Raw genomic sequence first — 23,040 nt, forward strand, 5'->3', positions numbered from 1 at the left:
TCAGGACGCCGCGGGCTGCTCGACCGGATCGATCGGGTACGTACCTGCCTGCACGGACGCCGCGATCTCGTAGATGCGCTCGCCCGACCGGCGCCAGCCGCGCACCCGTTCGCGTCCGACCCGCTCGCCGTCGCGTTCGATGACGATCTTCCACGACACGCCGAGCCACTTCAGCAACAGCCAGAACGGCCACATCACCATGAACGGCAGGACGAGCAGAAAGATGAACGCGTCCAGTGTGGAAAACCCGGTCTCCCATGGGATCGTGCGCCACCACCAGCGCCGCACCGTCACCGTCTCCCCCTCGGGATCGGTCACCGTCACCCTGGCCATACCCGCGGCCTCCGCTCGTTGAAGTCGTCATCCCGATAATGAGCCAATGACGTTCAGCGGGCACGCCGAAGACAGACAACTCATCCGAGAGCGCCTCGAAATCTACAGCGACGCAGTCATGCGCAAGGACCTCGACGCGTATCTGGCGTGCTGGACCGAGGACGGCCGCAGAACCGGTTCGGGCGGGGAGTGCCGCGGCAAGAGCGAACTGCGCGACCACTGGGACGGCATCTTCGGAGCCATCGAGCAGATGGCGTTCTTCACCCAGATGGCGTCGCTGACCGTGCGCGACAACCGGGCCGACGCACGGTCGTACTGCCTGGAATTCATGAAGTTGCGCGATCAACCGGGCCGCAGACTGGTCGGCGAGTATGTCGATGAACTGGTGCGCGTCGACGGGAACTGGCTGTTCGCCCATCGCCACTACCGCGTGGCGATGACGATCTAGTCCTCGGCGTCGAGTTCGGCGGCGACCTCGTCGGGGATATCGATGTTGGTGTAGACGTCCTGGACATCGTCGAGGTCTTCGAGCGCGTCGACCAGCTTCATGATCTTGCGCGCGCCGTCGGCGTCCAGCGGCACCGTCACCGAGGGCACGAACCCGGCTTCAGCGGACTCGTAGTCGATGCCAGCATCCTGAAGCGCCGTGCGTACAGCAACGAGATCCGTTGGCTCACAGATGATCTCGAAGGAATCACCGAGGTCGTTGACGTCCTCGGCCCCGGCGTCGAGCACCGCCATCAACACGTCGTCCTCGGTGAGGTCGTTCTTGTCGAGGGTGACGACGCCCTTACGCGAGAAGAGGTAGGACACCGAACCCGGATCGGCCATGCTGCCGCCGTTGCGGGTCATCGCCACGCGCACCTCGCCGGCCGCCCGGTTGCGGTTGTCGGTCAGACATTCGATCAACACCGCAACGCCGTTGGGTCCGTAGCCCTCGTAGGTGATGTTCTGGTACTCGGCGCCGCCGGCTTCCTCACCGCTGCCCCGCTTGCGGGCGCGTTCGATGTTGTCGTTGGGCACCGACGACTTCTTGGCCTTCTGGATCGCGTCGTACAGCGTGGGGTTGCCCGCCGGGTCGCCGCCGCCCACACGCGCCGCGACCTCGACGTTTTTGATCAATTTCGCGAACATCTTGCCCCGGCGGGCGTCGATGACGGCTTTCTTGTGCTTGGTGGTGGCCCACTTGGAATGGCCGCTCATGCAGGTAGTACCTCTTCCGTGCGCTTTCGTGCGCCAAGTTTTCGTGCGCTGAGTCCGCCCGACGAGTCTACGTGGACGTATGCGCCCTACCGAACCGCGTCGGGCGACGTCAGCGCGATGACGCGGTAGCCGACGGCGGCCGGCCAGCCGATGTGACCCTGCACGTGCAGTTGCAGCCACGTGGGTGTGCCCGACGGGTCGTCGGTGAAGGTCACGGCCGCGTCGACGATCGCGCCGGTCTCGCCGGAGGCCTGCAGGACCACCGACACCGTCAACGTCGCGCTGCTCAGCGAGGCCCGGTTGTACGGGAGGCTGTCGGGAAGAAAGAACGACGCCGAGAAGTTCGGCGTCCGGATGCCTTTGGGAGCGTTCGGTGCTCTGCGCAGTGCCAGACCCGACACGAGAGGTTTGCCGTCGAACCACGCGGTTCCGGTGTACTCGGTGTGCCGCGCGTTGCTTCCATTTGAGAGCGTGACCAGGGTATCGATGCGCGGTTGCGGCTCGACCTCGACCATCGTCATCGCGGCGTCCCCGTTCTTGCCGGCGCTGTTAGGTCTGCCACAATACTTCGCCGCTATCTTACTCCGCAGTAAGATAGCGGCATGTCCTTCTCGCTTGAGCTCTCGCCGGATCTCGTCCACGTCCGGGACTGGGTGCACGAATTCGCCGCCGACGTCGTCCGCCCTGCCGCCGCGGAGTGGGACGAACGCGAAGAGACGCCGTGGCCGATCATCCAGGAGGCCGCGAAGGTCGGCCTGTACTCGATGGAGTTCTTCGCCGAGCAGGCCGGCGAACCATCCGGTCTGGGCATGCTCGTCGCGTTCGAGGAGATGTTCTGGGGTGACGCCGGTATCGCGCTGTCGATCCTGGGCACCGGCCTGGCCGCGGCGTCACTGGCCGCCAACGGCACCCCCGAGCAGATGGGCGAATGGCTGCCGCAGATGTTCGGCACCGTCGACGAGCCGAAGGTCGCGTCGTTCTGCTCGTCGGAGCCCGGCGCCGGTTCCGACGTCGGCGCCATCCTCACCCGCGCCCGTTACGACGAGGCCAAAGACGAGTGGGTGCTCAACGGCACCAAGACCTGGGCCACCAACGGCGGTATCGCCGAGGTGCACATCGTGGTCGCGTCGGTGTACCCCGAACTCGGCACGCGCGGGCAGGCGACGTTCATCATCCCACCGAACACCCCCGGCTTCCGGCAGGGCCAGAAGTTCCTCAAGCACGGCATCCGCGCATCGCACACCGCCGAGGTGGTGCTCGAGGACGTGCGCATCCCCGGCGGCCTGATCGTCGGCGGCAGGGACAAGTTCGAGGAGCGCATCGCGCGGGTGCGCGAGGGCAAGAGGGCCAAGAGCCAGGCCGCGTTGGCGACGTTCGAGCGCACGCGGCCCACCGTCGGCGCCATGGCGGTCGGCGTGGCTCGCGCCGCTTATGAGTACGCGCTCGACTACGCCGGTCAGCGCGAGCAGTTCGGCCGCAAGATCGGCGAATTCCAGGCCATCGCATTCAAGTTGGCCGATATGAAGGCCCGCATCGACGCCGCCCGCATGCTGGTCTGGCGGGCCGGCTGGATGGCGCGCAACGGCAAGGCGTTCGAGAATGCCGAGGGTTCGATGGCCAAGCTGGTGGCCAGCGAGACCGCGGTCTACGTCACCGACGAGGCGATCCAGATTCTCGGCGGCAACGGCTACACCCGCGAGTATCCGGTCGAACGGATGCACCGCGACGCCAAGATCTTCACGATCTTCGAGGGCACCAGCGAAATTCAGCGCCTGGTGATCGGCCGCGCGGTCACCGGCCTCGAAATCCGCTAACCCTTCTGGCGATTTGTGCACCGTTAGGAGCGCTCACCGCTCCTCAGTGTGCACAAATCGCTACTCGGAGAGCATCGAGACGAACAGTTTGTGGATGCGGCGGTCGCCGGTCATCTCCGGGTGGAAGGCCGTCGCGAGCCGGTTGCCCTGCCGCACCGCGACGATGTGACCGGCGGCCTCGGCGAGCACCTCGACCTCGGGTCCGACGCGTTCGACCCACGGTGCCCGGATGAACACGGCGTGCACCGGCCCGTTGACGCCGCCGAAGGCGATGTCGTCTTCGAACGAGTCGACCTGGCGGCCAAAAGCGTTGCGCCGCACCGTCATATCGATCCCCTTCAGCGGCGTGGCCTCCCGGCCCGCCGACCCGGCATCCAGAATCTCGGAAGCCAGCAGGATCATCCCCGCACACGAGCCGTACGCGGGCATACCGGCGGCCAGGCGCGAGCGCAGGGGTTCGAGCAGATCGAGTTCGCGCAGCAGGTGGCTCATCGCCGTGGACTCCCCGCCGGGGATCACCAGCGCGTCCACGGCCTCCAGTTCGCGCACCCGTCGCACGGTCGACGCCTCCGCCCCGGCCTCGCGCAGCGCCGCGAGGTGTTCGCGGGTGTCGCCTTGTAGCGCAAGGACACCGACGTGCGCAGTGCTCACGGTGTGTAGTCGCGCTTGAAGCGGGTCAGCCCCTCCTGCATGACCGCCGCCACCATCTCGCCGTACTGGTTGAAGATCTTGCCCTGACACAACGACCGGCCCCCGGAGGCCGATGGTGACGACTGGTCGTAGAGCAGCCACTCGTCGGCGCGAAACGACCGCATGAACCACATCGCGTGATCCAGCGAGGCCACCTGCAGATGCTTACGCTCCCCGGCGTGGTGCACCTGCGCAGAACCCAACAGCGTCAGATCGCTCATATAGGCCAGCGCGCAGATGTGCAGAACATAGTCGTCGGGCAGCGGATCGCGATGACGGAACCACACCTGCTGCTGAGAAGCCTTGCCGGGCAATCGGGTCAGCTTCTCCTGCGGCACGATGCGGACGTCCCACTCGGCGAATTGGTTGAAGCCCGCGTCGTCGAACGCCTTGATCTCGGTCAGTCCCGGGCAGTCGTCGGGTGGCGGCGCCACCGGCATCGCGTCCTGGTGTTCGATCCCGCTCTGGTCGGTCTGGAAGGAGGCCGACATCGAGAAGATGGTCTCGCCGTGCTGGATCGCGTTGACGCGGCGGGTGATGAACGACCCGCCGTCGCGCAGCCGCTCGACGATGTAGACCGTTGGCGCCTTGGCATCGCCCGGGCGCAGGAAGTAGCCGTGCAGCGAATGCACCTGAAACGTCGGGTCGACCGTGCGCACCGCAGACACCAGCGACTGGCCCGCCACGTGTCCGCCGAAAGTGCGCTGCAGGAACCCGGATTCGGGGCTGAACACGCTTCCCCGATAGATGTTGACCTCGAGCTGTTCGAGATCGAGGATTTGTTCGATCGCCATTCGGTCGGTTACCAGCCGCGTTCGGCGAGCCGGTGTGGCGCTGCGACACTCTCCACGTTGATGCCGACCATCGGCTCACCCAACCCGCGCGACACCTTGGCCAGCACGTCGGGATCGTCGTAGAACGTGGTGGCCTTGACGATGGCCGCGGCGCGCGCTGCGGGGTCGCCGGACTTGAAGATGCCCGAGCCGACGAACACGCCCTCGGCGCCGAGTTGCATCATCATCGCCGCGTCGGCCGGGGTCGCGATGCCGCCTGCGGTGAACAGTGTCACCGGCAGCTTGCCTGCCCGAGCCACCTCGACGACCAGGTCGTAGGGAGCCTGCAATTCCTTGGCCGCGACGTACAATTCGTCCTCCGACAGCGACGTCAGCCGACGGATCTCACCGCCGATCTGACGCATGTGGGTGGTCGCGTTGGACACGTCGCCGGTGCCGGCCTCGCCCTTCGAGCGGATCATCGCCGCGCCCTCGGTGATGCGGCGCAGCGCCTCGCCGAGGTTGGTCGCACCGCACACGAACGGCACGGTGAACTTCCACTTGTCGATGTGGTGGGTGTAGTCGGCCGGAGTCAGCACTTCGGACTCGTCGATGTAGTCGACGCCGAGGCTCTGCAGAATCTGTGCCTCCACGAAGTGGCCGATGCGGACCTTGGCCATCACCGGGATGGTGACCGACGAGATGATCCCTTCGATGAGGTCGGGATCACTCATGCGCGCGACGCCACCCTGAGCGCGGATGTCGGCGGGCACCCGTTCGAGCGCCATGACCGCCACCGCACCGGCGCCCTCGGCGATCTTGGCCTGCTCGGGAGTGACCACGTCCATGATCACGCCGCCTTTGAGCATCTCGGCCATGCCGCGCTTCACCCGGGCTGTTCCGGTGTGGCCAGAGCCGTTGTGATGCGAGCCGTTCGCTGCGGTCTCCACTGCTATCTCCTCCGAATTGCTACCGATCCAGTGTAGTGGGGCCGCCAAATCAATTGAATCCGCAGTTCGCGGACGGTGACTTGCGAACCGCTGCCGTGACGGCTCCCCCACCGGGAATCAGTTCAGGTGTCATTGTCTCATCACACCGGCGATAGCCGACAATCCAGCAGCGCCCGAGTGACCCACGCTGCGTGGGAGAGACCTGAAGCCGCACGATTCGGCCGCGGCGTCACCTGACGTCCACGCCCCCCGCTGTACATCTCCGATGCGCTGACGCCGGCGATCCGTGGACGATAAGCTCCCCCCGCGAAGCTGGGAGCCGACTGGCTGTCCGCTGAATCCGGGTCCAAGGAACGACAGGAGCGGCCAGATGACGAGCACTCCCATCGGGTTCACGTCGCTGGTGGCCGCGCTGACACTGGGCGTCTGGGGGGTCGGCGCCGTGGACGTCACGCACGAAGTCGCGTTCGCCTCAGTGGGGACACCCGGTGTCGCGGAGAGTCCGATGCTTCCGACGGAGATGCACGGTGACCCCGACGAAGCGAGCAATTACTGGAGCCAGCAGAACTTCCAGGACTGCGGCCTGATGGCGGTCGCCACCGTCGTGGGCCTGAGCACTGGGAAGGCACCCACCGAGCAGGAAATCGTTGCGGTGGCCTCGAACCTCAAGAGTCCCGGCAGCGACCGGCCGATCTACACACCCCCCAATCCGAACGATCCGAACTCGGACAACGGAACCGACTCCGACGACCAGGTGCTTCTCCTGAAGCACTACGGCGTCAACGCCACCGCCACCGACGATGATCTGGCCGCCCAAACCGGCTTGGCCACCGGCATTCCCGCGCTCATCACATACCTCGACAGCGGACGTCGACTGATCGCGGGCGTCAACTCCGAGACGATCTGGGCGGAGGACGGCAGCCACACCGACGACGACCACTCCGTCGTCGTGAGCGGTGTGGACCCGGAGGCCGGAATCGTCTACCTCTCCGACAGCGGGAGCGAGGACGGCGACGGCGAACAAGTGCCCATTGACGTCTTCGAGAAGGCGTGGGCACCCGGGGCGCACGATTTGATCGTGGCCGGCTGACGACCCGTCAGCGAATCTGCACTGTCGGCCCCGCGGGGCGGGTCGGCCCGTCGGCCAGAACGGCGGCCTGATCGAGCAGTTCGCCGAGTTGCAGCGGGTAGACGGTTTCGCCACCGGCAACCAACTCTTGAATCACCGTTCCATCACACCAGCGGTAGCCGTGAATCATGCGCCGTTCCAGCGCTGTGTGACCGCCCATCGTCGGCTCGAATCGTGTTGTGCGGTGCACGAAGAACAGCTCTTGGCTGCGGATCACCGAACCGTCGAACTCGAAGACCGCCTGCCGCCGCCACAGCGGGCCGACCAGGTCGGCGGCGGCCACCCGCAGACCGGTCTCCTCGCCGACCTCCCGCGCCGCGGCGGCCGCGAGTTCCTCCCCCGCCTCAACAGCACCGCCGACGGTGAACCACCAGCGCGGTGCGTCGGGCAGCGCCGGGTCCGAACCGCGAAACAGCAGCACGGCGCCGGCCTCGTCGAGCAGAATCACCCGCGCCGACGTGCGCCAGCTCACCTCCGACCGCCCTCCGGTACCGTCTCGGGCCGCTCGACGATCTCGAAATATGTTGGCAGCGCGGCGGTTCCACCGAGCCGCAACATGCGCACCACCGGCCGTTCGCGCAGGGCGAGCGTGTCGCGCACCGCGTCGTTGTGGAATCGCCTGGCCAGCACCACCCGCGCTTCGGCGTCGGCCAGTTCGGCGACCAGAGCCTGCGGCACGGACCCCGGATCCACCTGGGCCAGCGCCGCGGACAGGTCGTTCTCGGCGCCCTCGCGGGTAGACCTCGGTGCCCGTTCGGCGGCGTCGGCCAGCACGGCCAGCCGGGTGGCTTCCGGCCCGTCACCGTAGGCATCGACGGCCACGGCGCGGGCGACGACGGCGCGGCGGGCCAATGCTCCGTCGAGCGCCTGCCAGGACAGGTCGTATCGCACATGCAGCCGGTCGAGCCGGTTGGCGGTCTGCAGCGCCCACGCGCCGACCGCCAGGATGACCACGACCAGCACCGCCAGCGTGATCACGACGATCCAGGTGATCACCGGACGCCTCCGGTCGCCTTCCTGGTCCTCGCCGTCGCCGTGGCCTTGGCTGAGCTGTCACCGCCGGAAACCGTCACCGTGGTGCCCGACCCGGAGACTGTCTCATACACCCGCATGATCTGTCGGGCCACCACCGACCAGTCGTAGGGCCGGACGGCGTGGGTCGCGGCGGTGACGTAGCGTTCGCGCACCGCATCGTCGGCGAGCACCTCGATCAACCCTTCGGCCAGCGCCGCCGCGTCGTCGACCGGGACGAGGCGGCCGGCCCTCCCATCGTCGAGCACCTGCCGAAACGCGTCCAGGTCGCTGGCGACCACAACGGTGCCTGCGGCCATCGCCTCGACGAGCACGATGCCGAAGCTCTCGCCGCCGGTGTGGGGGGCGCAGTACACGTCGGCACTGCGCATCGCCGACGCCTTGACCGCGTCATCGACCTGACCGAGAAAGCGCAGATGCGAGGCGAGGTCGCCGGCATCGTCACGCAGTTCGTCCGCGTCTCCGCGACCGACGACGAGGATCTCGACGTCGGGGAACCGTTCGACCAGTGTGGGCAGTGCGCGCAGCAGCACGGCCATGCCCTTGCGCGGTTCGTCGAAGCGGCCCAGGAACAGCACCGACCTACCCGGGCGGGGATAGCCGTCGAGCAGCGGCGCGGACGCGAACGCCCCCACATCCACCCCGTTGGGGATGACGACGGCATCGCTGCCCAACGCCTCCATCTGCCAGCGGCGGGCCAAGTCCGAAACCGCGATGCGCCCGACGATCTTCTCGTGCATCGGCCGCAGGATCGGCTCGAACACGGTCAGCGTCAACGACTTTGTGGTCGACGTGTGGAAGGTCGCGATGATCGGGCCCTCGGCGATGTTGAGGGCGAGCATCGACAGGCTGGGGGCGTTGGGCTCGTGCAGGTGCAGCACGTCGAAGTCGCCGTCGGCCAGCCACCGCTTGACCAGGCGGTGTGTGGCCGGTCCGAACCGGAGGCGTGCGATCGATCCGTTGTACGGAATCGGCACGGCCTTGCCGCCGGAGACGACGTAGTCGGGCAGATGCGCGCCCGGCGACGAGGGGGCCAGGACGCTGACGTGGTGGCCCAGCCCGTGCATCACCTCCGCCAGCTGCAACACGTGCGATTGCACTCCGCCCGGCACATCGAATGAGTACGGGCAGACCATGCCGATCCTCACGGGCTGGCCTCCAGCCTCGCCCGTCGCTCTGCCGACAGGTCGGCCAGCCACTGCGGTTGCATCATGTGCCAGTCGGCCGGGTGGGCGGCGATGTTGCGGGCGAACCGGTCGGCCAACGCCTGGGTGATGACGGTGACGTCGCCCGATGACGTGTCGATCTCGGGAAACACGCGCATGCCCCACCCATCGCCTTCGAACCAGCAGTGCACCGGGAACAGTGCCGCCCCGGTCTCGATGGCGAGTTTGGCCGAGCCCGCGGGCATGCGCGTGGGTTCGCCGAAGAAATCGACCTCGACCCCGCTGCGGCTGAGGTCACGGTCGGCCATCAGGCATACCGGCCGGTTGTCGCGTAACCGCTCGGCAAGCACCTCGAACGGCGGCCGGTCACCGCCGGTCAGCGGGACGACTTCGAATCCCAGACCCTCCCGGTACGCGACGAAGCGGTTGTACAGCGACTCGGGCTTGAGGCGTTCGGCCACCGTGGTGAACGTGCCGTAGTTCTGGGCCAGCCAGACCCCCGCCATGTCCCAGTTGCCGCTGTGCGGCAGCGACAGCACCGCGCCGCGGCCGGCGTCCAACGCGGCCCACAGCAGGTCGACGTCGTCGACGACGAGTTCGCGGGCGATCGCCTCGTGGTCCATCGTCGGCAATCGGAAAGCCTCCCGCCAGTATCGGGCGTAGGAGGCAAGCGAAGCACGAATCAGGCCGTCGGGCACCTGCTCGGGCGGTACACCGACGACACGGGCCAGGTTCTTGCGCAGCTGTTCGGGCCCACCGCCGCGCGCCGCGAAGTAAGCACCGGCATCAAATGTGTTGCGTGCGAAGAATTCCGGCATCGCGCGCACCATCCGCCAGCCCGTCGCGTACCCCCAGTCCGCCAACCGGCCACCCAGCGGGTTGGCAATGGCCGACGGTCCCGAGGGGCTGGTCGTCACGGCTCGTCCGCCTCCGGTTCGTCCCCGCCCGCGTCGGTGGCCTCGGGTTTAGCGATTCGGTCCATCGCTCCCGGTGAGGTCCGCACGCTGTGCACACGCTGACCCAGCGTCACCAGGCTGGTCACCGCGAGCACCCACATCGCGATGTGCAGCAGCCACACCACCCCGAACAGACCGGATAGTCCTGCACCCAGCAGCACGATGATCAGCCGCTCCGGACGTTCGATCAGACCGCCCTCCCCCGACAGTCCGCTGGCTTCGGCCCTGGCCTTGATGTAGGAGATGACCTGCGAGGTCACCAGGCAGATCGCCGTCGCGACCACCAGCGATGCGCTCTGTAGCCCGAACGCCGCCCACCACAGCAGCCCGCAGAAGATGGCGCCGTCGCTGATGCGGTCGCAGGTGGCGTCCAGCACCGCCCCGAATCGGGTGCCTCCGCCGCGCTGGCGGGCCATCGCACCGTCGAGCATGTCGGCCAGCACGAAGAGCCACACGACGAACGAGCCCCACCACAGATGACCGATCGGGTAGAGCGTCAACGCCCCCAGCACCGACCCCGCGGTGCCCAGAATCGTGATGCTGTCCGGGGTGAACCCCGCGCGCAGCGCACCCTTGGCAATCGGCGTGCTGATCTTCTCGTACGCCGCGCGGGTCATCAGGTAGAAGTTGCTCACTGCTGTCTCGCCCATTCGGTGGCCAGCAGTTCACGGGTCTCACGCAGCAACTGCGGCACCGCTTTCGAGCCGCCGATGATCGTGATGAAGTTCGCGTCGCCGCTCCAGCGCGGCACCACGTGCATGTGCAGATGGTCGGCCAGCGAGCCGCCCGCGGACTGGCCCAGGTTGAGCCCGACGTTGAAACCGTGCGGGTGAGAGACCGACTTGATCACGCGAATCAGCTTCTGCGTGAACGAGATCAGCTCGAAACTCTCGTCGGGGTTGAGGTCCTCCAATTCCGACACCCGTCGGTAGGGCACCACCATCGAGTGCCCCGGGTTGTACGGGTAGAGGTTGAGCACGATGTAGACGGACTCGCCACGCGCGACGACCAGTCCCTCCTCGTCGGGCATCGTGGGGATGTCGGTGAACGGCTGGCGGGACTTGCCCGAGCCCGCCGACCCGCCCTTCATGGGCGCTTCGGCGATGTAGCTCATCCGGTGCGGCGTCCAGAGCCGCTGCAGGTGGTCGGGGTCCCCGGCGCCGCGGTCGACCACGGTGTGCTCGTCGATGCCGCTGTCGGCTTGCTCTTCGGGGCTCACTTGGCGGTACCCGCCTCGAGCAGTTCGGCTGTGGGAGCGGCGTTTCGACGGCTGGCGATCCAGTCGGTGATCGCGGCGACGGCCTTGTCGCGCGGTACACCGTTGATCTGCGTGCGGTCACCGAAGCGGAAGCTGACGGCGTCGGCTTCGACGTCGCGGTCCCCCGCCACCAACATGAACGGCACCTTCTGGTTGGTGTGGTTGACGATCTTCTTGGCCATCCGGTCGTCGCTGGCGTCCACCTCAGCCCGGACACCTTTCATCTTCAGTTGCGTCGCAAGGCCGTTCAGGTAGGGAACGTGGTCGTCGGCGACGGGGATGCCGACCACCTGCACGGGCGCCAGCCAGGCCGGGAAGGCTCCGGCGTAGTGCTCGGTGAGGATGCCGAAGAACCGCTCGATCGAGCCGAACAGCGCGCGGTGGATCATCACGGGGCGCTGTCGCGATCCGTCCGCGGCGGTGTACTCCAGCTCGAAGCGCTCCGGGAAGTTGAAGTCCAGCTGAATGGTCGACATCTGCCAGCTGCGGCCGAGCGCGTCTTTGACCTGCACCGAGATCTTCGGGCCGTAGAACGCCGCGCCGCCGGGATCGGGCACGAGGTCGAGCCCCGAGGCGGCGCCGACCTCGGCCAGCACGTTGGTGGCCTCCTCCCACAGCTCGTCGGAGCCGACGAACTTCTCGGGGTCCTTCGTCGACAGCTCGAGATAGAAGTCGGTCAGGCCGTAGTCGGCGAGCAGGTCGAGGATGAAGCGCAGCAGTGAGGTCAGCTCGTCGCGCATCTGTTCGCGGGTGCAGTAGATGTGCGAGTCGTCCATCGTCAGCCCGCGCACCCGCGTCAACCCGTGTATGACGCCGGAGAGCTCGTAGCGATACACCGTGCCGAATTCGAAGAGACGCAACGGAAGTTCGCGGTACGAACGCCCACGCGAGCGGAAGATCAGGCAGTGCATGGGGCAGTTCATCGGCTTGAGGTAGTAGTCCTGGCCGGGTTTACGCGCCGTGCCGTCGGGGTCGAGTTCCGCGTCGAGGTGCATCGGCGGGAACATGCCGTCGGCATACCAATCGAGGTGGCCGGAGATCTTGAACAGCTCGGCCTTGGTGATGTGCGGGGTGTTGACGAACTGGTAGCCGGCCTCGATGTGCTTGCGCCGCGAGTAGTCCTCGAGCTCACGGCGGATGATCCCACCCTTGGGGTGGAAAACCGCCAGCCCCGAACCGATTTCGTCCGGGAAGCTGAACAGGTCGAGCTCGGCGCCGAGCTTGCGATGGTCGCGGCGTTGCGCCTCCTCGATGAGCTCGAGGTGCTTGTCGAGCGCCTCCTGCGACTCCCAGGCGGTGCCGTAGATCCGCTGCAGGCTGGCGTTGTTCTGGTTACCGCGCCAGTAGGCCGCCGAGCTGCGGGTGAGCTTGAACGCCGGGATGTATTTCGTCGTCGGGATGTGGGGACCGCGGCACAGATCGCCCCAAACACGGTCGCGGGTACGGGGATTGAGGTTGTCGTAGGCGGTCAGCTCGTCGCCACCGACCTCCATCACGTCGGGGTCGCCGGACTTGTCGTCCACCAGCTCGAGCTTGTAGGGCTCGTTGGCGAGTTCTTCGCGCGCTTGGTCTTTCGACTCGTAGACGCGCCGGGAGAACAGCTGGCCTTCCTTGACGATCTGGCGCATGCGCTTCTCCAGCGCAGCGAGGTCTTCGGGCGTGAACGCGCGCTCGACGTCGAAGTCGTAGTAGAAGCCGTCGGCGATGGGCGGACCGATGCCGAGCTTGGCCTGCGGGAAGAGGTCCTGCACGGCCTGTGCGAGCACGTGCGCGGTGGAGTGCCGGAGCACGCTGCGGCCGTCGTCGGTGTCGGCGGCCACGGGAGTCACCTCGACGTCGGTGTCGGGCGCCCACGACAGATCGCGCAGCCGGCCCTCGGCGTCGCGGACGACGACGATCGCATCGGATGCGCCCCGGCTCGGCAGGCCCGCCTCGCGCACCGCCTCCCCCGCAGTCGTCCCCGCAGCGACCCGGATCAGGGCTGCTGGGGTGCGGTTGGTGGCGGCGCTCATCGGTGACTCTCCAATTTCATTGTCAACAGACTCGAGGACGCGACCATGCTATCGGTGCCCACCTGCGATCGGCCCCGTCAGGATCCGATGCCCAGAGGGCTCTGAAGCAGCTTGTGCTCCAGCCCGACGAGGTCGCCGAAGAAGTGGACCGCGCCCAACAGCCACAGCGTGGCGAACACCACCAGCGCGGTGAACACCCCGCCGAGGATCTGGACGATGCTGTGCTGACGATGAAACCAGTCCATCACCTTGTCGTAGCGCTCCTTGGCGTAGCGCAGCAGCCGTCGCGCCCACTCGAACTCGGTGGCCAGGATGCCGAGGCCGACGAAGACGATCGCCCAGCCCGGGCCCGGGTACGGGATGGCCAGGATGCCCAGCCCGAGGACCACGGCACCGACGACGCCCACCCCGATGCGGTAGGCGAAGTTGATCGAGCGACGGTCCCGGACCCGGTCGCGCCACCGCCCGAGGCGCCGTTTCACCTCGGCGGCGTTCACGGCTGACCCGGTTTGAGTTTGACGAACAGCGCCTGTGCCTCGGCAAGCACGGTGTCGCTGTCGAGCAATCGCCCGGAGACGAAGATCTTGCGGCCTTCGATCCGGTCGATCCCCGCCTGCACCTGGAACTGCTTCTCGACGTGCGCGATGTGCCGGTAGTCGATGTGCAGGAATGCCGTCCGCTGGGCCCTACTGCCGCTGAGCTTGAACGCGGTGAAACCCAGCAGGGCGTCGAACAGCTGCGCGACGCTGCCGCCGTGCGCAGCCCCGTTGCGGCCGAGGTGGAAGCGGCGAAACTCGGCGGTGCCTTCGATGCGCTGATCGTCGGTGACGTGCACGTCGAGCGGGATCGACAAGATGTTGCCGCGGTTGGGCAGGTCCAGCCGTCGGCCGGACGGTGAGGACCATTCGTCGGCGTAATAGGGGGCGAGCAGCTGCGAGACCTTCTCGATCTGGTCGGCGGCTTCGCTGATGACATCGTCTGGAGCATCGGCAGCGCGGGCATGATCCTGCAACGTGCGGACCGCTTCGATGAAACGTCCGTAGTCGGGTCCACCGCTATCGGTGGCGACCGGCGGATTGAAGCCACCACCGGGCGGCCGCTCAGAGCTCACCCGTCCACCGTATTGCCTCGCTCAGTCGCCGGCGGCTCCGGCTTTGCTCAATGTCTCGAACTCGTCGTCGGACAGCTCGATCTCGGCGGCGGCGACGTTCTCCTCCAAATGGGCGACCTTGGAGGTGCCGGGGATCGGCAGCATCACCGGCGAGCGTTTGAGCAGCCACGCCAGCGCCAACTGCGAGGCCTTGGCGTGATGGTCGGCGGCGATGCGCTGCAGTGGCCCGTCGGGCGCGGCCAATGGCCCGGCGGCCAGCGGGAACCACGGGATGAACCCGATGCCGCGGGCTTCGCAGGCATCGAGCACCGGTTCGGCGGTGCGGACGGTGAGGTTGTACATGTTCTGCACGGTGACGATCGGGGCCACCTTCTGCGCGGCCTCGAGCTGGTCGACGGTGACCTCGGACAGGCCGATATGGCGGATCTTGCCCTCCTGCTGCAGCTTGAGCAGCTCGCCCACCTGGTCCTCGGCGGGAAACTTCGTGTCGATGCGGTGCAACTGGAACAGGTCGATGGTCTCGACGCCGAGGCGGCGCAGGCTCATCTCGCACTCCTGGCGCAGGTACTCCGGGTAGCCGAGCACCGGCCATACGTCGGGCCCGGTGCGCAGCAACCCGGCCTTGGTCGCGACGACGACACCGTCGTAGGGCTGCAGTGCCTCGCGGATCAGTTCCTCGGAGACGTAGGGGCCGTAGGAGTTGGCGGTATCGATGAAGTTGACCCCGAGTTCGACGGCGCGTCGCAGGACCCGCAGACACTCATCGCGGTCCTGGGGAGGACCCCAGACTCCCTTGCCGGTCAACCGCATTGCGCCGAAGCCGAGACGGTTGACCGTCAGGTCGCCGATGGCGAACGTGCCAGACGCCTGTGCGACGGGGGTGGTCATGTCACCGACCGTACGCCGACAATGGCAAGGTAGCGCGGGTGAGGCTCAGCGATCTCGCCGCGCTCCCGCTGACGTATCCCGAGGTGGGCGCCACCGCCGGCACGCTGCCGCCCGGTTACCACCACGTGCACAAGACGGCGGTCATCGGCCACGGCCGCGACCGCTTCGACGAAGCCGCGGCGGCCGGCATGCGCTGGGGCATGCTGCGCGGCGCAGGGGTGCGAGTCGAGGCGACGACGGAGGTCGCCGAGGTCGGCTCGGAGGTCCTCGTACACCTCGGCCCGATCGCGGCACCGTGTCGCGTGGTCTACGTCGTCGACAACCGCCACGCCCGCGGATTCGCTTACGGCACCTTGCCCGGTCACGCAGAGTCGGGCGAGGAGCTGTTCCTGGTCCGCTACGACCCGGCTTCTGACGAAGTCTCGGCCGTGGTGACGGCGTTCTCGCGGCACGCGACCTGGTGGAGTCGCCTCGGGTCGCCGGCGACGTCCCTGGTCCAGCGAGTGGTCACCGACCGGTATCTGAGGGCGCTGTAGCGCACGGATCCGCGATGCAGATGAAAATGCACTGGCGGCGGCTTTCGTCACCGATAATTACGAGCTGTCGGCAGGTCGATCTTGAACTTGCCCGCGTAATCTGGACGACGGTGAAGGACTCCGAATGGTGATGGCGAACAGACCCGACGAACGCGAGGACGCGCACCTGCGCATCGCGGAGCTGGTGCGCGGGCTCTACAGCCGACCCGATGCGGACACCGTGATCGCGGAGTTGGCCGAACATGCGGCCGTCGAGATCCCCGGGGCCCGGTACGCCGGTATCACGATCACCCGCAAGCCCAAGAGCGTCGAGACGCCTGCGGCGACGCATATGTACCCGATGCTGTTGGACAAGATTCAGCAGCGCCACCAGGAGGGTCCGTGCCTGACCGCGGCGTGGGACAAGAAGGTCGTCTACGTCGCCGATCTCCACACGGACGACCGTTTTCCGCTCTATCGCCAGGATGCCTTGGCGGAGACGCCGATTCGCTCAATCATGGCGTTCCAGTTGTTCATCGAGGGCGAGACGATGGGCGCGCTCAACGTCTATTCCGAGGAACCCGACGCCTTCGGTGAGGAGTCCAGAAGCCTGGGACTGGTGTTCGCCGCCCATTCGTCGGTGGCCTGGAACGCCGCGCGCCGCGACGAACAGTTCAGGCAGGCCCTGGCCAGCCGCGACATTATCGGACAGGCCAAGGGGATGATGATGGAACGCTACGGCGTCGACGCCGTCCAGGCCTTCGATCTGCTCCGCAAACTGTCGCAGGACTCCAATGTGCCGCTGCTCAAGATCGCCAAGGAGATCGTGGACCAGTCGCGTCCTTGAACGCGAAGTCCCTTTACCGGGCGATCACCCGCGGAACCTCAGGATTCGCCGGTTCGACCCGCGGCCGCGGCACCTCGACGTTGTTCTCCTGCACCAGAACCGGGTCTCCGACCTTGACGTTGTCGAAGTACCACTCGGCGTCTGCAGGACTGAGGCTGATGCATCCGTGGCTGACGTTCTCGTGGCCCAGTGAGTTGATCGCCCACGGTGCCGAATGCACGAAGATGCCACGTCTGGTGAGCCTTACAGCCCATTCCACGTCGAGCAGGTAGCCGTCGTCTGCGGTCACGGGGATGCCGACGCTGCTCGAATCCATCTTCACTTCGCGTTCTTTGGCCAACACCGGGAATGTCCCCACCGGCGTCGGGTATTCGGGTCTGCCCATCGAGGCCGGAAAGACCCCGGGCTCACCGAAGAAGGGCCGGTGGTGCGGCGAAGGCAGTTTGTCGGGTGGGACCCCGTCGATCGTGACCGTGAAGGTGTGGTCAGCGATATTGGCCACGCCGACAACCGCTGCGCCGGTGGCGATGTTCGTCTTGAAGCCGCCGACAGACAGCGCAATGGTGCTGTGGGCGGGCCAGAATTCGTCGGGCGCCCAATGGACGGTCTTGGCGTCGAGCCACTCGAACGTACCCGTCATCGGGGGTGTCGAGGTAATGTCGAGCAACCGCTCGGCCGCATCCCGGTCGACGACGGAGTGCTTGAACGTCACTATCACGGGATGTGCGATCCCCACGACCTGATCCTCGGCGGGCAGTATGGAGGCGATGGCACCTCTCACCGCCTGACTAGCGGCCGCCGCACCTTCGCCGGCCGGCCCTGCGACCACACTGGTGGCGACGACAACCGCGGCGAGAACACACCGAAGTACAGCACGCAATCTTGGTGCCTCCCTTGAAATTACAACAATGTCAATAATGGTAGGGCAGCCGGAGCGCTTTAAGACCAAGAGCGCCTGGGCAATTCGGTTAAGTCTCCGTCACGGTTCGGCTACAGCGGCCCGCCCTGCGGAGATTAGTCCAAATTAATTGGGAACCAATGGATTTGGCCCGGCCGCGAGACTTGCTCGCCGCCGGGCCAAACCGGAGGGACTATCCTCGGTGGGCCGTCAGGTCGCCGGCCCTGGCGGAGTGGGCTGACCCGGAACGGGCGCTCCGGGCGCCGGCGGACGGGATGGGTCTCCCTTGCCCTTTCCGGCCAGTCCGCCCATCTCCGTGAGCGGAGCGCCTACCACTGCGGGAGCGCCGCCCACGATCGGAGCTCCGGCCACCGGCGGCACCAGCGGAGGGGGCACAAGCGGCGGCACCAGCGGCGGGGGCACAAGCGGCGGCACCAGCGGCGGAGGCACGACGGGCGGCACCAACGGCGGCGCGATAGGAGGCGGGCCGGGAAGTGCCATCGGCACGCCGGCCATATCTGTCAGCGGAGCACAGACGGGCGCCCCGGGTGCGCCGGCAGGTGCGCCGCCCTTCGATTCCACACATTCATATCCCCCGGCCGAGGCGACCGGACTCAGTGCGACGGCCACTCCGATGGCCGCACCCAACAAACCAGCCCCCACGGCTGCCGCGATGTTGACTCCTTTAAAGGTCGTCATCGACGTTGATCCCTCCACTCACGCTCACACATTCGTTCAACCGAGGCAGCAGACCTTGCATGCCGTACCGAGGTCGCGTCCATACGACCGCGTTAATATCAGCAGGCTGTTGTCAAGGACACGCCACGCCGCACCGCGCCGTTTCCAAATGGTGACCGCTTCGGCATGGTAGAGCCGCATTGAAAGTCGACCGCGGCCTCGATCTCCGGTCCCACCTGCGGTTCTGCCGCCCTTCCCGTCGTCGCTCAGATAACGGTCAGCAGATGCATTCAAAGGGGCTTTGGTGTTTCGGGCGTGTTGACCACGGGCATCACTGTCGCGACACGTCAAGACAAGTCAGAGGTTGGTATGTGATGACGGTGGAATCCAGGCCTGGCGCTGACGCGTCGGTCGGCGAGTTGATGAGCCAGTTGTCGAAGCAGACATCGCGGTTGATCCGTGACGAAATGCGGTTGGCGCAGAAGGAATTTCAGGAATCGGCCCGACATGCCGGGATCGGCGCGGGCTTGTTCAGCGTGGCGGGCCTGCTGGCCTTCTTCGGCGCGGCGACGTTGATCGCGGCGGGGGTGGCGGCGTTGTCTCTCGTGCTGCCCGTTTGGGCCGCGGCGCTGATCGTTGCGGCAGTGCTGTTCGTGATCGCGGGTATCGCGGCTCTGGTGGGACGCAGCCAGGCTCGGGAGGTCACACCGGCGGCGCCGAAGACCGTTGAGACGGTGAAAGCAGACATCCAAGAACTAAAGGACGCCCGGTCATGACCGCACCGAATCCACGCCCCGAGCCCGGACCGGATGCGGGCGTCGACGACATCGAGGCCGACATCGAGCAGACCCGCCAGGAACTCGGCGAGACGGTTGAGGCGCTGCAGGCCAAGCTGGATGTGAAGACGCGCGCGAAGGAGAAAGTCGACGAGACCAAGGAGCACGCCAAGGACAGGGCGGCCGAGGCCAAGGAGCGCGTCGTCGAGAAGGCGGACACGCTCCGCCACACCGCCACCGACAATCCGAAGCAGACGGTGCCGATCGCAGCGATCGTCGCCGTGCTCGCCGTTGTCGGGATCATCGTGTGGCGACGCAGGCGCTAGCCGGCCGCTACGAACCGAAGCGGAAGCGCCGGCCGGTGACGCGTCGCGGAAGCACCCGGATGTAGTGGTCCTTGGCGTGCGTGGTCCAGGGCAGTAATTGCGCCCGCTCGGCCTCCGCACGGTCGTCGTCGTCGTGCACGGTCCGCGCGACGCCCCGCACGATGACGCTCCATCCTTCGCCGACGTTGTGATCGTCGGCTTCAAAGAGCACGTCGCGGTTGACCGCAGTGCTGACCAACTTGGTGCCCTGCGCGGTGCGAAACAGGAGCGTCTTGCGCTGGACGACGAAGTTCACCGGAAAAATCTCGGGAATCCCATCAGCGCTGGTGACCAGGCGCCCCAACGACACACTGCCCAACAGGTTCCAGCATTCGCTTTCCGGAAGGATCTCGCCGGGCGGCTTCTCTTCAGACATGACGACTCGCTCGCTTAGCACCGATGGCCACAGGCATGGTACGAGTTTAGGGAGGTGAGGCGGCGGTCCGCGTGCCGAGGGAGATGTGACGTGGTCGTAGGGCCACGTGCTCCGAGCCCTCAACCTAGGGAATCTCCCGATTCCTTGCTATGCGGTTCCGCATAGCGTGCGGGACATGGATGCTTCGGTGGATTGCGTTTCGTGTTATTTCGCAGAGTGGTATCTCGCGAACTTGACTCAGGACGCCGTCGAGCGTCTGGTGACGAGGCTGCAGGCGGCACTGGAGAACAGCGACGGCGAATTCAGTGTGGTGCGCCTCGTGGGTGCCGTGGCAGTACCTGAGGACGAGGTTTTCTACGGAGTGTTTGCGGCCACGTCGCCGGAGAGTGTCACTGAGGTATGCGAGCGAATCGGGATGCCGCCGGGACGGCTCACGGCCAGTGTGGGAGCGTGGTTTGCGTCGGCTTGATCCAAAGGATCGGCGCGCGAGTCCGCGCCGGTGCTAGCTATGAGGGGCCATCCGCCTGCCCAGTTGAGCACGGGTGCGAATACCCAACTTGCGGTAAACCCGGCTCAGGTGATGTTCCACCGTTTTCGCACTGATGAACAAGGCCGATGCGATGTCACGGTTGGTCATTCCGGTAGCGGCCAGTTCGGCGACTCGTTGTTCGGTTGAGGTGAGTACCGAGTCCCCAGCACGGCTGCTCTTGGCGCGGGACAATTCGGCACGCGTGCGCTCGGCCCATATCGACGCGCCCGTGTCTTCGAAGATTTCCAGCGTTTCTCGCAGGGTATTTGCCGCTGCCTCTTTGAGACGCTGGCGCCGCTGCAGCTGACCGAGCAGCAACCGAGTGCGCGCAAGTTCAAAAGGCATCGAAGTCCGTTCATGTTCCGCGAGCGCCTCACGAGCAAGTTCTTCTGCCTCGGTCAGAACACCCTTCGTCGCGGCGAGCATTGCTCGACAGCGCAGGGCGGCCGCAATCATCCAAGCGCGGTCCAGACGGCGTCCATTGCTCTCCAACAGATCGAGTACCGCTGCAGCGTCTGTGACGTTGCCCAGGTTGATCATCGCCTCGGCGGCGTAGGGCACCCACCAGGCCGTTATCAATTCTGTACCTGGCGGTGTCGAGCCCAGGCCCGCCAGACCCGGTTCGAAATGACGAATCGCCTCGGCGTGGTTGCCAAGCGACACCTCGAGAAACCCCAAGATCATGTGCGCCCAGTTCTCAGCCCCCGGCGCTCCACATTGCCGTGCAGCGATCAGAGCGGAGTGCGCAGCATCGCGGGCGTCTTGCTCGCGACCGGTGAAGGCCGACACGGCGGCAGTGACAATGCCCGCAATGGCCAACGGGTGGTCCCCGCCGAGTTGCTGGGCTCGTTGCATCGAGTCCTCGGCGACTCGTGCCGCCTCCCCAAAGCGGCTCTGCCAGATCTCGATCAGGGTCGCATGGATAGCGATGAACAAGATCTCGCTGTCGGAACCACGCTCCTCGCAGGAGCGTCGCAACGACTCGCCATGCGCACGGGCTGCGCCGAAGTCCCCGGCCCACGCCAGCACCTGGAGTGCGGCGGCTCGTGGACACAACGGCACCGGCGCGTCGCTGGTCTCATCGTCGAGCTGCAGTGCCCGCTCAAGCGCGGTTTCGTCAATTCCATTGCCATACAGGGCGTTCACGGTCACATACGTCGCCAGTGCTTGGCTGATCAGACGGGGTTCCTCAAGAGAGTCGGCGATCGCGATTCCCTCTGCGGCGCTGCGCAGGGCAGCCTCGTAGTGAGTGGCGGTGGCCTGTGCGAAGGAAAGCATCAGCAGAGCACGCACCCTGATAGCGGGATGTTCCGCGGCATTGTCCAGGGCTCGCTCAAGTTGTACGGCCGCTTCATCGAACGTGTTCTCGTACACGAGAATGCCGCCATGCAGGATCAGTGCGAGGGCTCGCAGCGGTCCGTCTTCCAGCTCAACCAACGCAGGCCTCAGCACCTCTGCGGCCCGTTGGGTGTTCCCGGCACGCAGGTGATGTTCGGCCGCCCGCATTCGGCGCATCGGTGTGCCGCCGCCCAGGTTGATCACGAGTTCAACCAGCTCGGCCGCGGCCGCAGGTGCGCCGCGATGCCGAGTCGCCTCGGCTGCTGAGTCCAGAGTCGCGAAAGTCGCCTCGTCGGCAGTCGTAGCGGCAAGCGCAAGATGGCGCGCTTTGAGTTCGGGGTGGACTTCCACGGACGCCAAGGCACGATGCATGGCTCGGCGACTGGCCGCAGAAGCCTCGCTGTACACCCCGTAAGCGAGCAAGGGATGCGTGAAGCGGACCCTGCTGCCGTCAATTTCGACGACGCCATCGGTTTCGACGGCTTCGAGTACCTCCATGACGTGCTCCACAGTCGAGTCGGTGACCCGGGCCAAGAGATCGACAGTGGGAGCCGCAACAGACGCCGCGGCTAGCAGCACCGGCCTCGTATCCCCTTCCAGGCGCCCGACGCGCATGCGGACCAACTCGGCCAGGGTGGCGGGTAGACCCGGGCCGGCGAGCGGTTCACGTCCATCGATCACACGAGCAAGCTCAAGAGCATAAAACGGATTGCCGCCCGATATTTCTGCTATTCGCACGAGCACCACTCGGCTGAAGGAGTGCCCGATTCTCTGCAGCAGCAACTGATGGAGAGCTCCAAGACTCAACGGCTGCAATCGAATTCGAGCCATCGGCTCGGCGCTAGCCAAAGTCAGCCACTCCTCTGCACGACCCTGGCCAGGATCGCAGCGTTCGGTGGCCAGCACACTGACTCGGCCGCGTAGGCGGCGGATGACGAAGCCGAGCACTACGCGGCTAGATGCATCCAGCCACTGCACGTCGTCGATCGCTACCAGCAGCGGTGCGGCCACCGCGAGGCGTTCGAGAAGCGTGCCCACAGCGGCGGCCACGACGCGGTGATCGATTGGTGGACCGTCGCCGTCTGCACGCAGTAGCACCCGGTTCACGGCAAGTTGCTGGAGCCTGGGCAATTCGTCGATGGTCGCGGCATCGATGTCGGCGAGCAGATCTGCCACAGCGGCGTAGGCCAGCACCGACTCGGTCTGATGTCCGCGTGCGGAGAGGACCTGAAAGCCCCGTCCCCGTGCGGCATCCAGGACATTCAGCCAGGCAGTGGTCTTACCAATTCCCGCTTCACCCTCGACTAAGAGGCCCGCTGGCTCGATATGAGCCGCTGTCAGAAGCCGCTCAGCGGCCTGCTGCATCGCGGGATTTCCCCCAGCCGCCATAGGCCACATAATCG

Annotated in this window: 26 protein-coding genes and 1 pseudogene; 8 read left to right on the plus strand and 19 right to left on the minus strand. The window is 66.4% G+C overall.

Going from position 1 to position 23,040, the window contains the following annotated elements:
- On the minus strand, positions 1–333 hold the full coding sequence (locus A5790_RS03180) for a hypothetical protein (RefSeq protein WP_066841366.1): 333 nt from the start codon (positions 331–333) through the stop codon (positions 1–3).
- Positions 334–379: 46 nt separating this feature from the next.
- On the opposite strand from A5790_RS03180, the gene A5790_RS03185 reads away from it, so the two are divergent.
- Positions 380–781 carry a nuclear transport factor 2 family protein gene (locus A5790_RS03185; protein ID WP_066841367.1) on the plus strand — a complete coding sequence of 134 codons (402 nt, stop codon included), beginning with the start codon at positions 380–382 and terminating at the stop codon, positions 779–781.
- Here the strand turns inward: A5790_RS03185 and A5790_RS03190 are convergent.
- Together A5790_RS03190 and A5790_RS03195 are read right to left on the minus strand one after the other, a co-directional pair.
- The gene (locus A5790_RS03190; protein ID WP_066841368.1) at positions 778–1,536 is read right to left on the minus strand and encodes a YebC/PmpR family DNA-binding transcriptional regulator; all 759 of its coding nucleotides are present in this window, start codon (positions 1,534–1,536) and stop codon (positions 778–780) included. The two genes, A5790_RS03185 and A5790_RS03190, sit on opposite strands and share 4 nt — an antisense overlap.
- Before the next feature lie 86 nt (positions 1,537–1,622).
- Entirely contained in the window at positions 1,623–2,057 is a 435-nt protein-coding gene (locus tag A5790_RS03195) for a hypothetical protein (RefSeq protein WP_066841369.1), read from the minus strand.
- An 81-nt stretch (positions 2,058–2,138) separates the two neighbouring features.
- On the opposite strand from A5790_RS03195, the gene A5790_RS03200 reads away from it, so the two are divergent.
- Entirely contained in the window at positions 2,139–3,350 is a 1,212-nt protein-coding gene (locus tag A5790_RS03200; RefSeq protein WP_066841370.1) for an acyl-CoA dehydrogenase family protein, read from the plus strand.
- 60 nt (positions 3,351–3,410) lie between these two features.
- On the opposite strand, the gene pdxT is transcribed toward A5790_RS03200, so the two are convergent.
- The 3 genes from pdxT to pdxS are packed head-to-tail and all read right to left on the minus strand — an operon-like array spanning position 3,411 to position 5,763.
- Entirely contained in the window at positions 3,411–4,001 is a 591-nt protein-coding gene (pdxT, locus tag A5790_RS03205) for a pyridoxal 5'-phosphate synthase glutaminase subunit PdxT (RefSeq protein ID WP_066841371.1), read from the minus strand.
- Positions 3,998–4,834: an acyl-CoA thioesterase II gene (tesB, locus tag A5790_RS03210; protein WP_066841372.1), complete on the minus strand. Its 837-nt coding sequence runs from the start codon at positions 4,832–4,834 to the stop codon at positions 3,998–4,000. The genes pdxT and tesB overlap by 4 nt, the downstream gene beginning before the upstream one ends.
- An 8-nt stretch (positions 4,835–4,842) precedes the next feature.
- Positions 4,843–5,763: a pyridoxal 5'-phosphate synthase lyase subunit PdxS gene (gene pdxS, locus A5790_RS03215; RefSeq protein WP_066841373.1), complete on the minus strand. Its 921-nt coding sequence runs from the start codon at positions 5,761–5,763 to the stop codon at positions 4,843–4,845.
- 370 nt (positions 5,764–6,133) lie between these two features.
- Here pdxS and A5790_RS03220 point away from each other — a divergent pair, with 370 nt between their 5' ends.
- The gene (locus A5790_RS03220) at positions 6,134–6,853 is read left to right on the plus strand and encodes a hypothetical protein (protein ID WP_082961549.1); all 720 of its coding nucleotides are present in this window, start codon (positions 6,134–6,136) and stop codon (positions 6,851–6,853) included.
- A gap of 7 nt (positions 6,854–6,860) precedes the next feature.
- Here A5790_RS03220 and A5790_RS03225 read toward each other — a convergent pair.
- From A5790_RS03225 to A5790_RS03265, 9 genes and pseudogenes are all read right to left on the minus strand, one after another.
- Positions 6,861–7,885 (minus strand): annotated as a pseudogene (locus A5790_RS03225) (NUDIX hydrolase).
- Complete coding sequence (locus tag A5790_RS03230; protein WP_066841374.1) at positions 7,885–9,072, minus strand: glycosyltransferase family 4 protein; 1,188 nt, start codon at positions 9,070–9,072, stop codon at positions 7,885–7,887. Before A5790_RS03230 ends, A5790_RS03225 begins: the two are co-directional and overlap by 1 nt.
- Positions 9,069–10,007 carry a phosphatidylinositol mannoside acyltransferase gene (locus tag A5790_RS03235; protein ID WP_082961550.1) on the minus strand — a complete coding sequence of 313 codons (939 nt, stop codon included), beginning with the start codon at positions 10,005–10,007 and terminating at the stop codon, positions 9,069–9,071. Before A5790_RS03235 ends, A5790_RS03230 begins: the two co-directional genes overlap by 4 nt.
- The gene (gene pgsA / locus A5790_RS03240) at positions 10,004–10,681 is read right to left on the minus strand and encodes a phosphatidylinositol phosphate synthase (RefSeq protein WP_066841375.1); all 678 of its coding nucleotides are present in this window, start codon (positions 10,679–10,681) and stop codon (positions 10,004–10,006) included. Before pgsA ends, A5790_RS03235 begins: the two co-directional genes overlap by 4 nt.
- Positions 10,678–11,265, minus strand: a complete 588-nt coding sequence (locus A5790_RS03245) for an HIT domain-containing protein (protein ID WP_066841376.1) — start codon at positions 11,263–11,265, stop codon at positions 10,678–10,680. Before A5790_RS03245 ends, pgsA begins: the two co-directional genes overlap by 4 nt.
- Positions 11,262–13,316 carry a threonine--tRNA ligase gene (gene thrS / locus A5790_RS03250; RefSeq protein ID WP_066841377.1) on the minus strand — a complete coding sequence of 685 codons (2,055 nt, stop codon included), beginning with the start codon at positions 13,314–13,316 and terminating at the stop codon, positions 11,262–11,264. The genes A5790_RS03245 and thrS overlap by 4 nt, the downstream gene beginning before the upstream one ends.
- Positions 13,317–13,393: 77 nt before the next feature.
- Entirely contained in the window at positions 13,394–13,813 is a 420-nt protein-coding gene (locus A5790_RS03255; protein WP_066841378.1) for a TIGR02611 family protein, read from the minus strand.
- Positions 13,810–14,427: a PaaI family thioesterase gene (locus A5790_RS03260; protein WP_066841379.1), complete on the minus strand. Its 618-nt coding sequence runs from the start codon at positions 14,425–14,427 to the stop codon at positions 13,810–13,812. The genes A5790_RS03255 and A5790_RS03260 overlap by 4 nt, the downstream gene beginning before the upstream one ends.
- A gap of 21 nt (positions 14,428–14,448) precedes the next feature.
- Entirely contained in the window at positions 14,449–15,315 is an 867-nt protein-coding gene (locus A5790_RS03265; protein ID WP_066841380.1) for an aldo/keto reductase, read from the minus strand.
- 38 nt (positions 15,316–15,353) lie between these two features.
- On the opposite strand from A5790_RS03265, the gene A5790_RS03270 reads away from it, so the two are divergent.
- Both A5790_RS03270 and A5790_RS03275 read left to right on the plus strand, forming a co-directional pair.
- Positions 15,354–15,851, plus strand: coding sequence for a DUF1990 family protein (locus tag A5790_RS03270; protein ID WP_066841381.1), 498 nt, complete (start codon positions 15,354–15,356; stop codon positions 15,849–15,851).
- Between the two features lie 130 nt (positions 15,852–15,981).
- Positions 15,982–16,677, plus strand: a complete 696-nt coding sequence (locus A5790_RS03275) for a GAF and ANTAR domain-containing protein (protein ID WP_066841528.1) — start codon at positions 15,982–15,984, stop codon at positions 16,675–16,677.
- A gap of 13 nt (positions 16,678–16,690) precedes the next feature.
- Here A5790_RS03275 and A5790_RS03280 read toward each other — a convergent pair whose 3' ends face one another.
- Complete coding sequence (locus A5790_RS03280; protein WP_066841382.1) at positions 16,691–17,557, minus strand: L,D-transpeptidase; 867 nt, start codon at positions 17,555–17,557, stop codon at positions 16,691–16,693.
- Between the two features lie 228 nt (positions 17,558–17,785).
- Complete coding sequence (locus tag A5790_RS25920; RefSeq protein ID WP_082961551.1) at positions 17,786–18,274, minus strand: hypothetical protein; 489 nt, start codon at positions 18,272–18,274, stop codon at positions 17,786–17,788.
- Positions 18,275–18,627: 353 nt separating this feature from the next.
- Between A5790_RS25920 and A5790_RS03285 the strand changes: the two genes are divergently transcribed.
- Positions 18,628–19,029: a phage holin family protein gene (locus A5790_RS03285; RefSeq protein ID WP_197696702.1), complete on the plus strand. Its 402-nt coding sequence runs from the start codon at positions 18,628–18,630 to the stop codon at positions 19,027–19,029.
- Entirely contained in the window at positions 19,026–19,355 is a 330-nt protein-coding gene (locus tag A5790_RS03290; RefSeq protein WP_066841384.1) for a DUF3618 domain-containing protein, read from the plus strand. Before A5790_RS03285 ends, A5790_RS03290 begins: the two co-directional genes overlap by 4 nt.
- Positions 19,356–19,362: 7 nt before the next feature.
- On the opposite strand, the gene A5790_RS03295 is transcribed toward A5790_RS03290, so the two are convergent.
- Positions 19,363–19,770, minus strand: a complete 408-nt coding sequence (locus A5790_RS03295) for a pyridoxamine 5'-phosphate oxidase family protein (protein ID WP_066841385.1) — start codon at positions 19,768–19,770, stop codon at positions 19,363–19,365.
- A 175-nt stretch (positions 19,771–19,945) separates the two neighbouring features.
- Here A5790_RS03295 and A5790_RS03300 point away from each other — a divergent pair, with 175 nt between their 5' ends.
- Positions 19,946–20,239, plus strand: a complete 294-nt coding sequence (locus A5790_RS03300) for a hypothetical protein (RefSeq protein WP_066841529.1) — start codon at positions 19,946–19,948, stop codon at positions 20,237–20,239.
- Between the two features lie 33 nt (positions 20,240–20,272).
- Here A5790_RS03300 and A5790_RS03305 read toward each other — a convergent pair whose 3' ends face one another.
- Positions 20,273–23,026, minus strand: a complete 2,754-nt coding sequence (locus A5790_RS03305; RefSeq protein WP_082961553.1) for a LuxR family transcriptional regulator — start codon at positions 23,024–23,026, stop codon at positions 20,273–20,275.
- Positions 23,027–23,040: the final 14 nt, after the last annotated feature.

The sequence above is a fragment of the Mycobacterium sp. 852002-51152_SCH6134967 genome (assembly GCF_001667105.1).
In the GTDB taxonomy this organism is placed as follows: Bacteria; Actinomycetota; Actinomycetes; order Mycobacteriales; family Mycobacteriaceae; genus Mycobacterium; species Mycobacterium neumannii_A.

What these genes read in the sequence shown, in the direction of transcription:
- A5790_RS03180 (WP_066841366.1), bottom strand. Translation starts at nt 333, where the DNA reads ATGGCCAGGGTGACGGTGACCGATCCCGAGGGGGAGACGGTGACGGTG.
- A5790_RS03185 (WP_066841367.1), top strand. Translation starts at nt 380, where the DNA reads ATGACGTTCAGCGGGCACGCCGAAGACAGACAACTCATCCGAGAGCGC.
- A5790_RS03190 (WP_066841368.1), bottom strand. Translation starts at nt 1,536, where the DNA reads ATGAGCGGCCATTCCAAGTGGGCCACCACCAAGCACAAGAAAGCCGTC.
- A5790_RS03195 (WP_066841369.1), bottom strand. Translation starts at nt 2,057, where the DNA reads ATGACGATGGTCGAGGTCGAGCCGCAACCGCGCATCGATACCCTGGTC.
- A5790_RS03200 (WP_066841370.1), top strand. Translation starts at nt 2,139, where the DNA reads ATGTCCTTCTCGCTTGAGCTCTCGCCGGATCTCGTCCACGTCCGGGAC.
- tesB (WP_066841372.1), bottom strand. Translation starts at nt 4,834, where the DNA reads ATGGCGATCGAACAAATCCTCGATCTCGAACAGCTCGAGGTCAACATC.
- A5790_RS03220 (WP_082961549.1), top strand. Translation starts at nt 6,134, where the DNA reads ATGACGAGCACTCCCATCGGGTTCACGTCGCTGGTGGCCGCGCTGACA.
- thrS (WP_066841377.1), bottom strand. Translation starts at nt 13,316, where the DNA reads ATGAGCGCCGCCACCAACCGCACCCCAGCAGCCCTGATCCGGGTCGCT.
- A5790_RS03265 (WP_066841380.1), bottom strand. Translation starts at nt 15,315, where the DNA reads ATGACCACCCCCGTCGCACAGGCGTCTGGCACGTTCGCCATCGGCGAC.
- A5790_RS03275 (WP_066841528.1), top strand. Translation starts at nt 15,982, where the DNA reads ATGGCGAACAGACCCGACGAACGCGAGGACGCGCACCTGCGCATCGCG.
- A5790_RS25920 (WP_082961551.1), bottom strand. Translation starts at nt 18,274, where the DNA reads ATGACGACCTTTAAAGGAGTCAACATCGCGGCAGCCGTGGGGGCTGGT.
- A5790_RS03285 (WP_197696702.1), top strand. Translation starts at nt 18,628, where the DNA reads ATGACGGTGGAATCCAGGCCTGGCGCTGACGCGTCGGTCGGCGAGTTG.
- A5790_RS03290 (WP_066841384.1), top strand. Translation starts at nt 19,026, where the DNA reads ATGACCGCACCGAATCCACGCCCCGAGCCCGGACCGGATGCGGGCGTC.
- A5790_RS03295 (WP_066841385.1), bottom strand. Translation starts at nt 19,770, where the DNA reads ATGTCTGAAGAGAAGCCGCCCGGCGAGATCCTTCCGGAAAGCGAATGC.
- A5790_RS03300 (WP_066841529.1), top strand. Translation starts at nt 19,946, where the DNA reads ATGGATGCTTCGGTGGATTGCGTTTCGTGTTATTTCGCAGAGTGGTAT.
- A5790_RS03305 (WP_082961553.1), bottom strand. Translation starts at nt 23,026, where the DNA reads ATGGCGGCTGGGGGAAATCCCGCGATGCAGCAGGCCGCTGAGCGGCTT.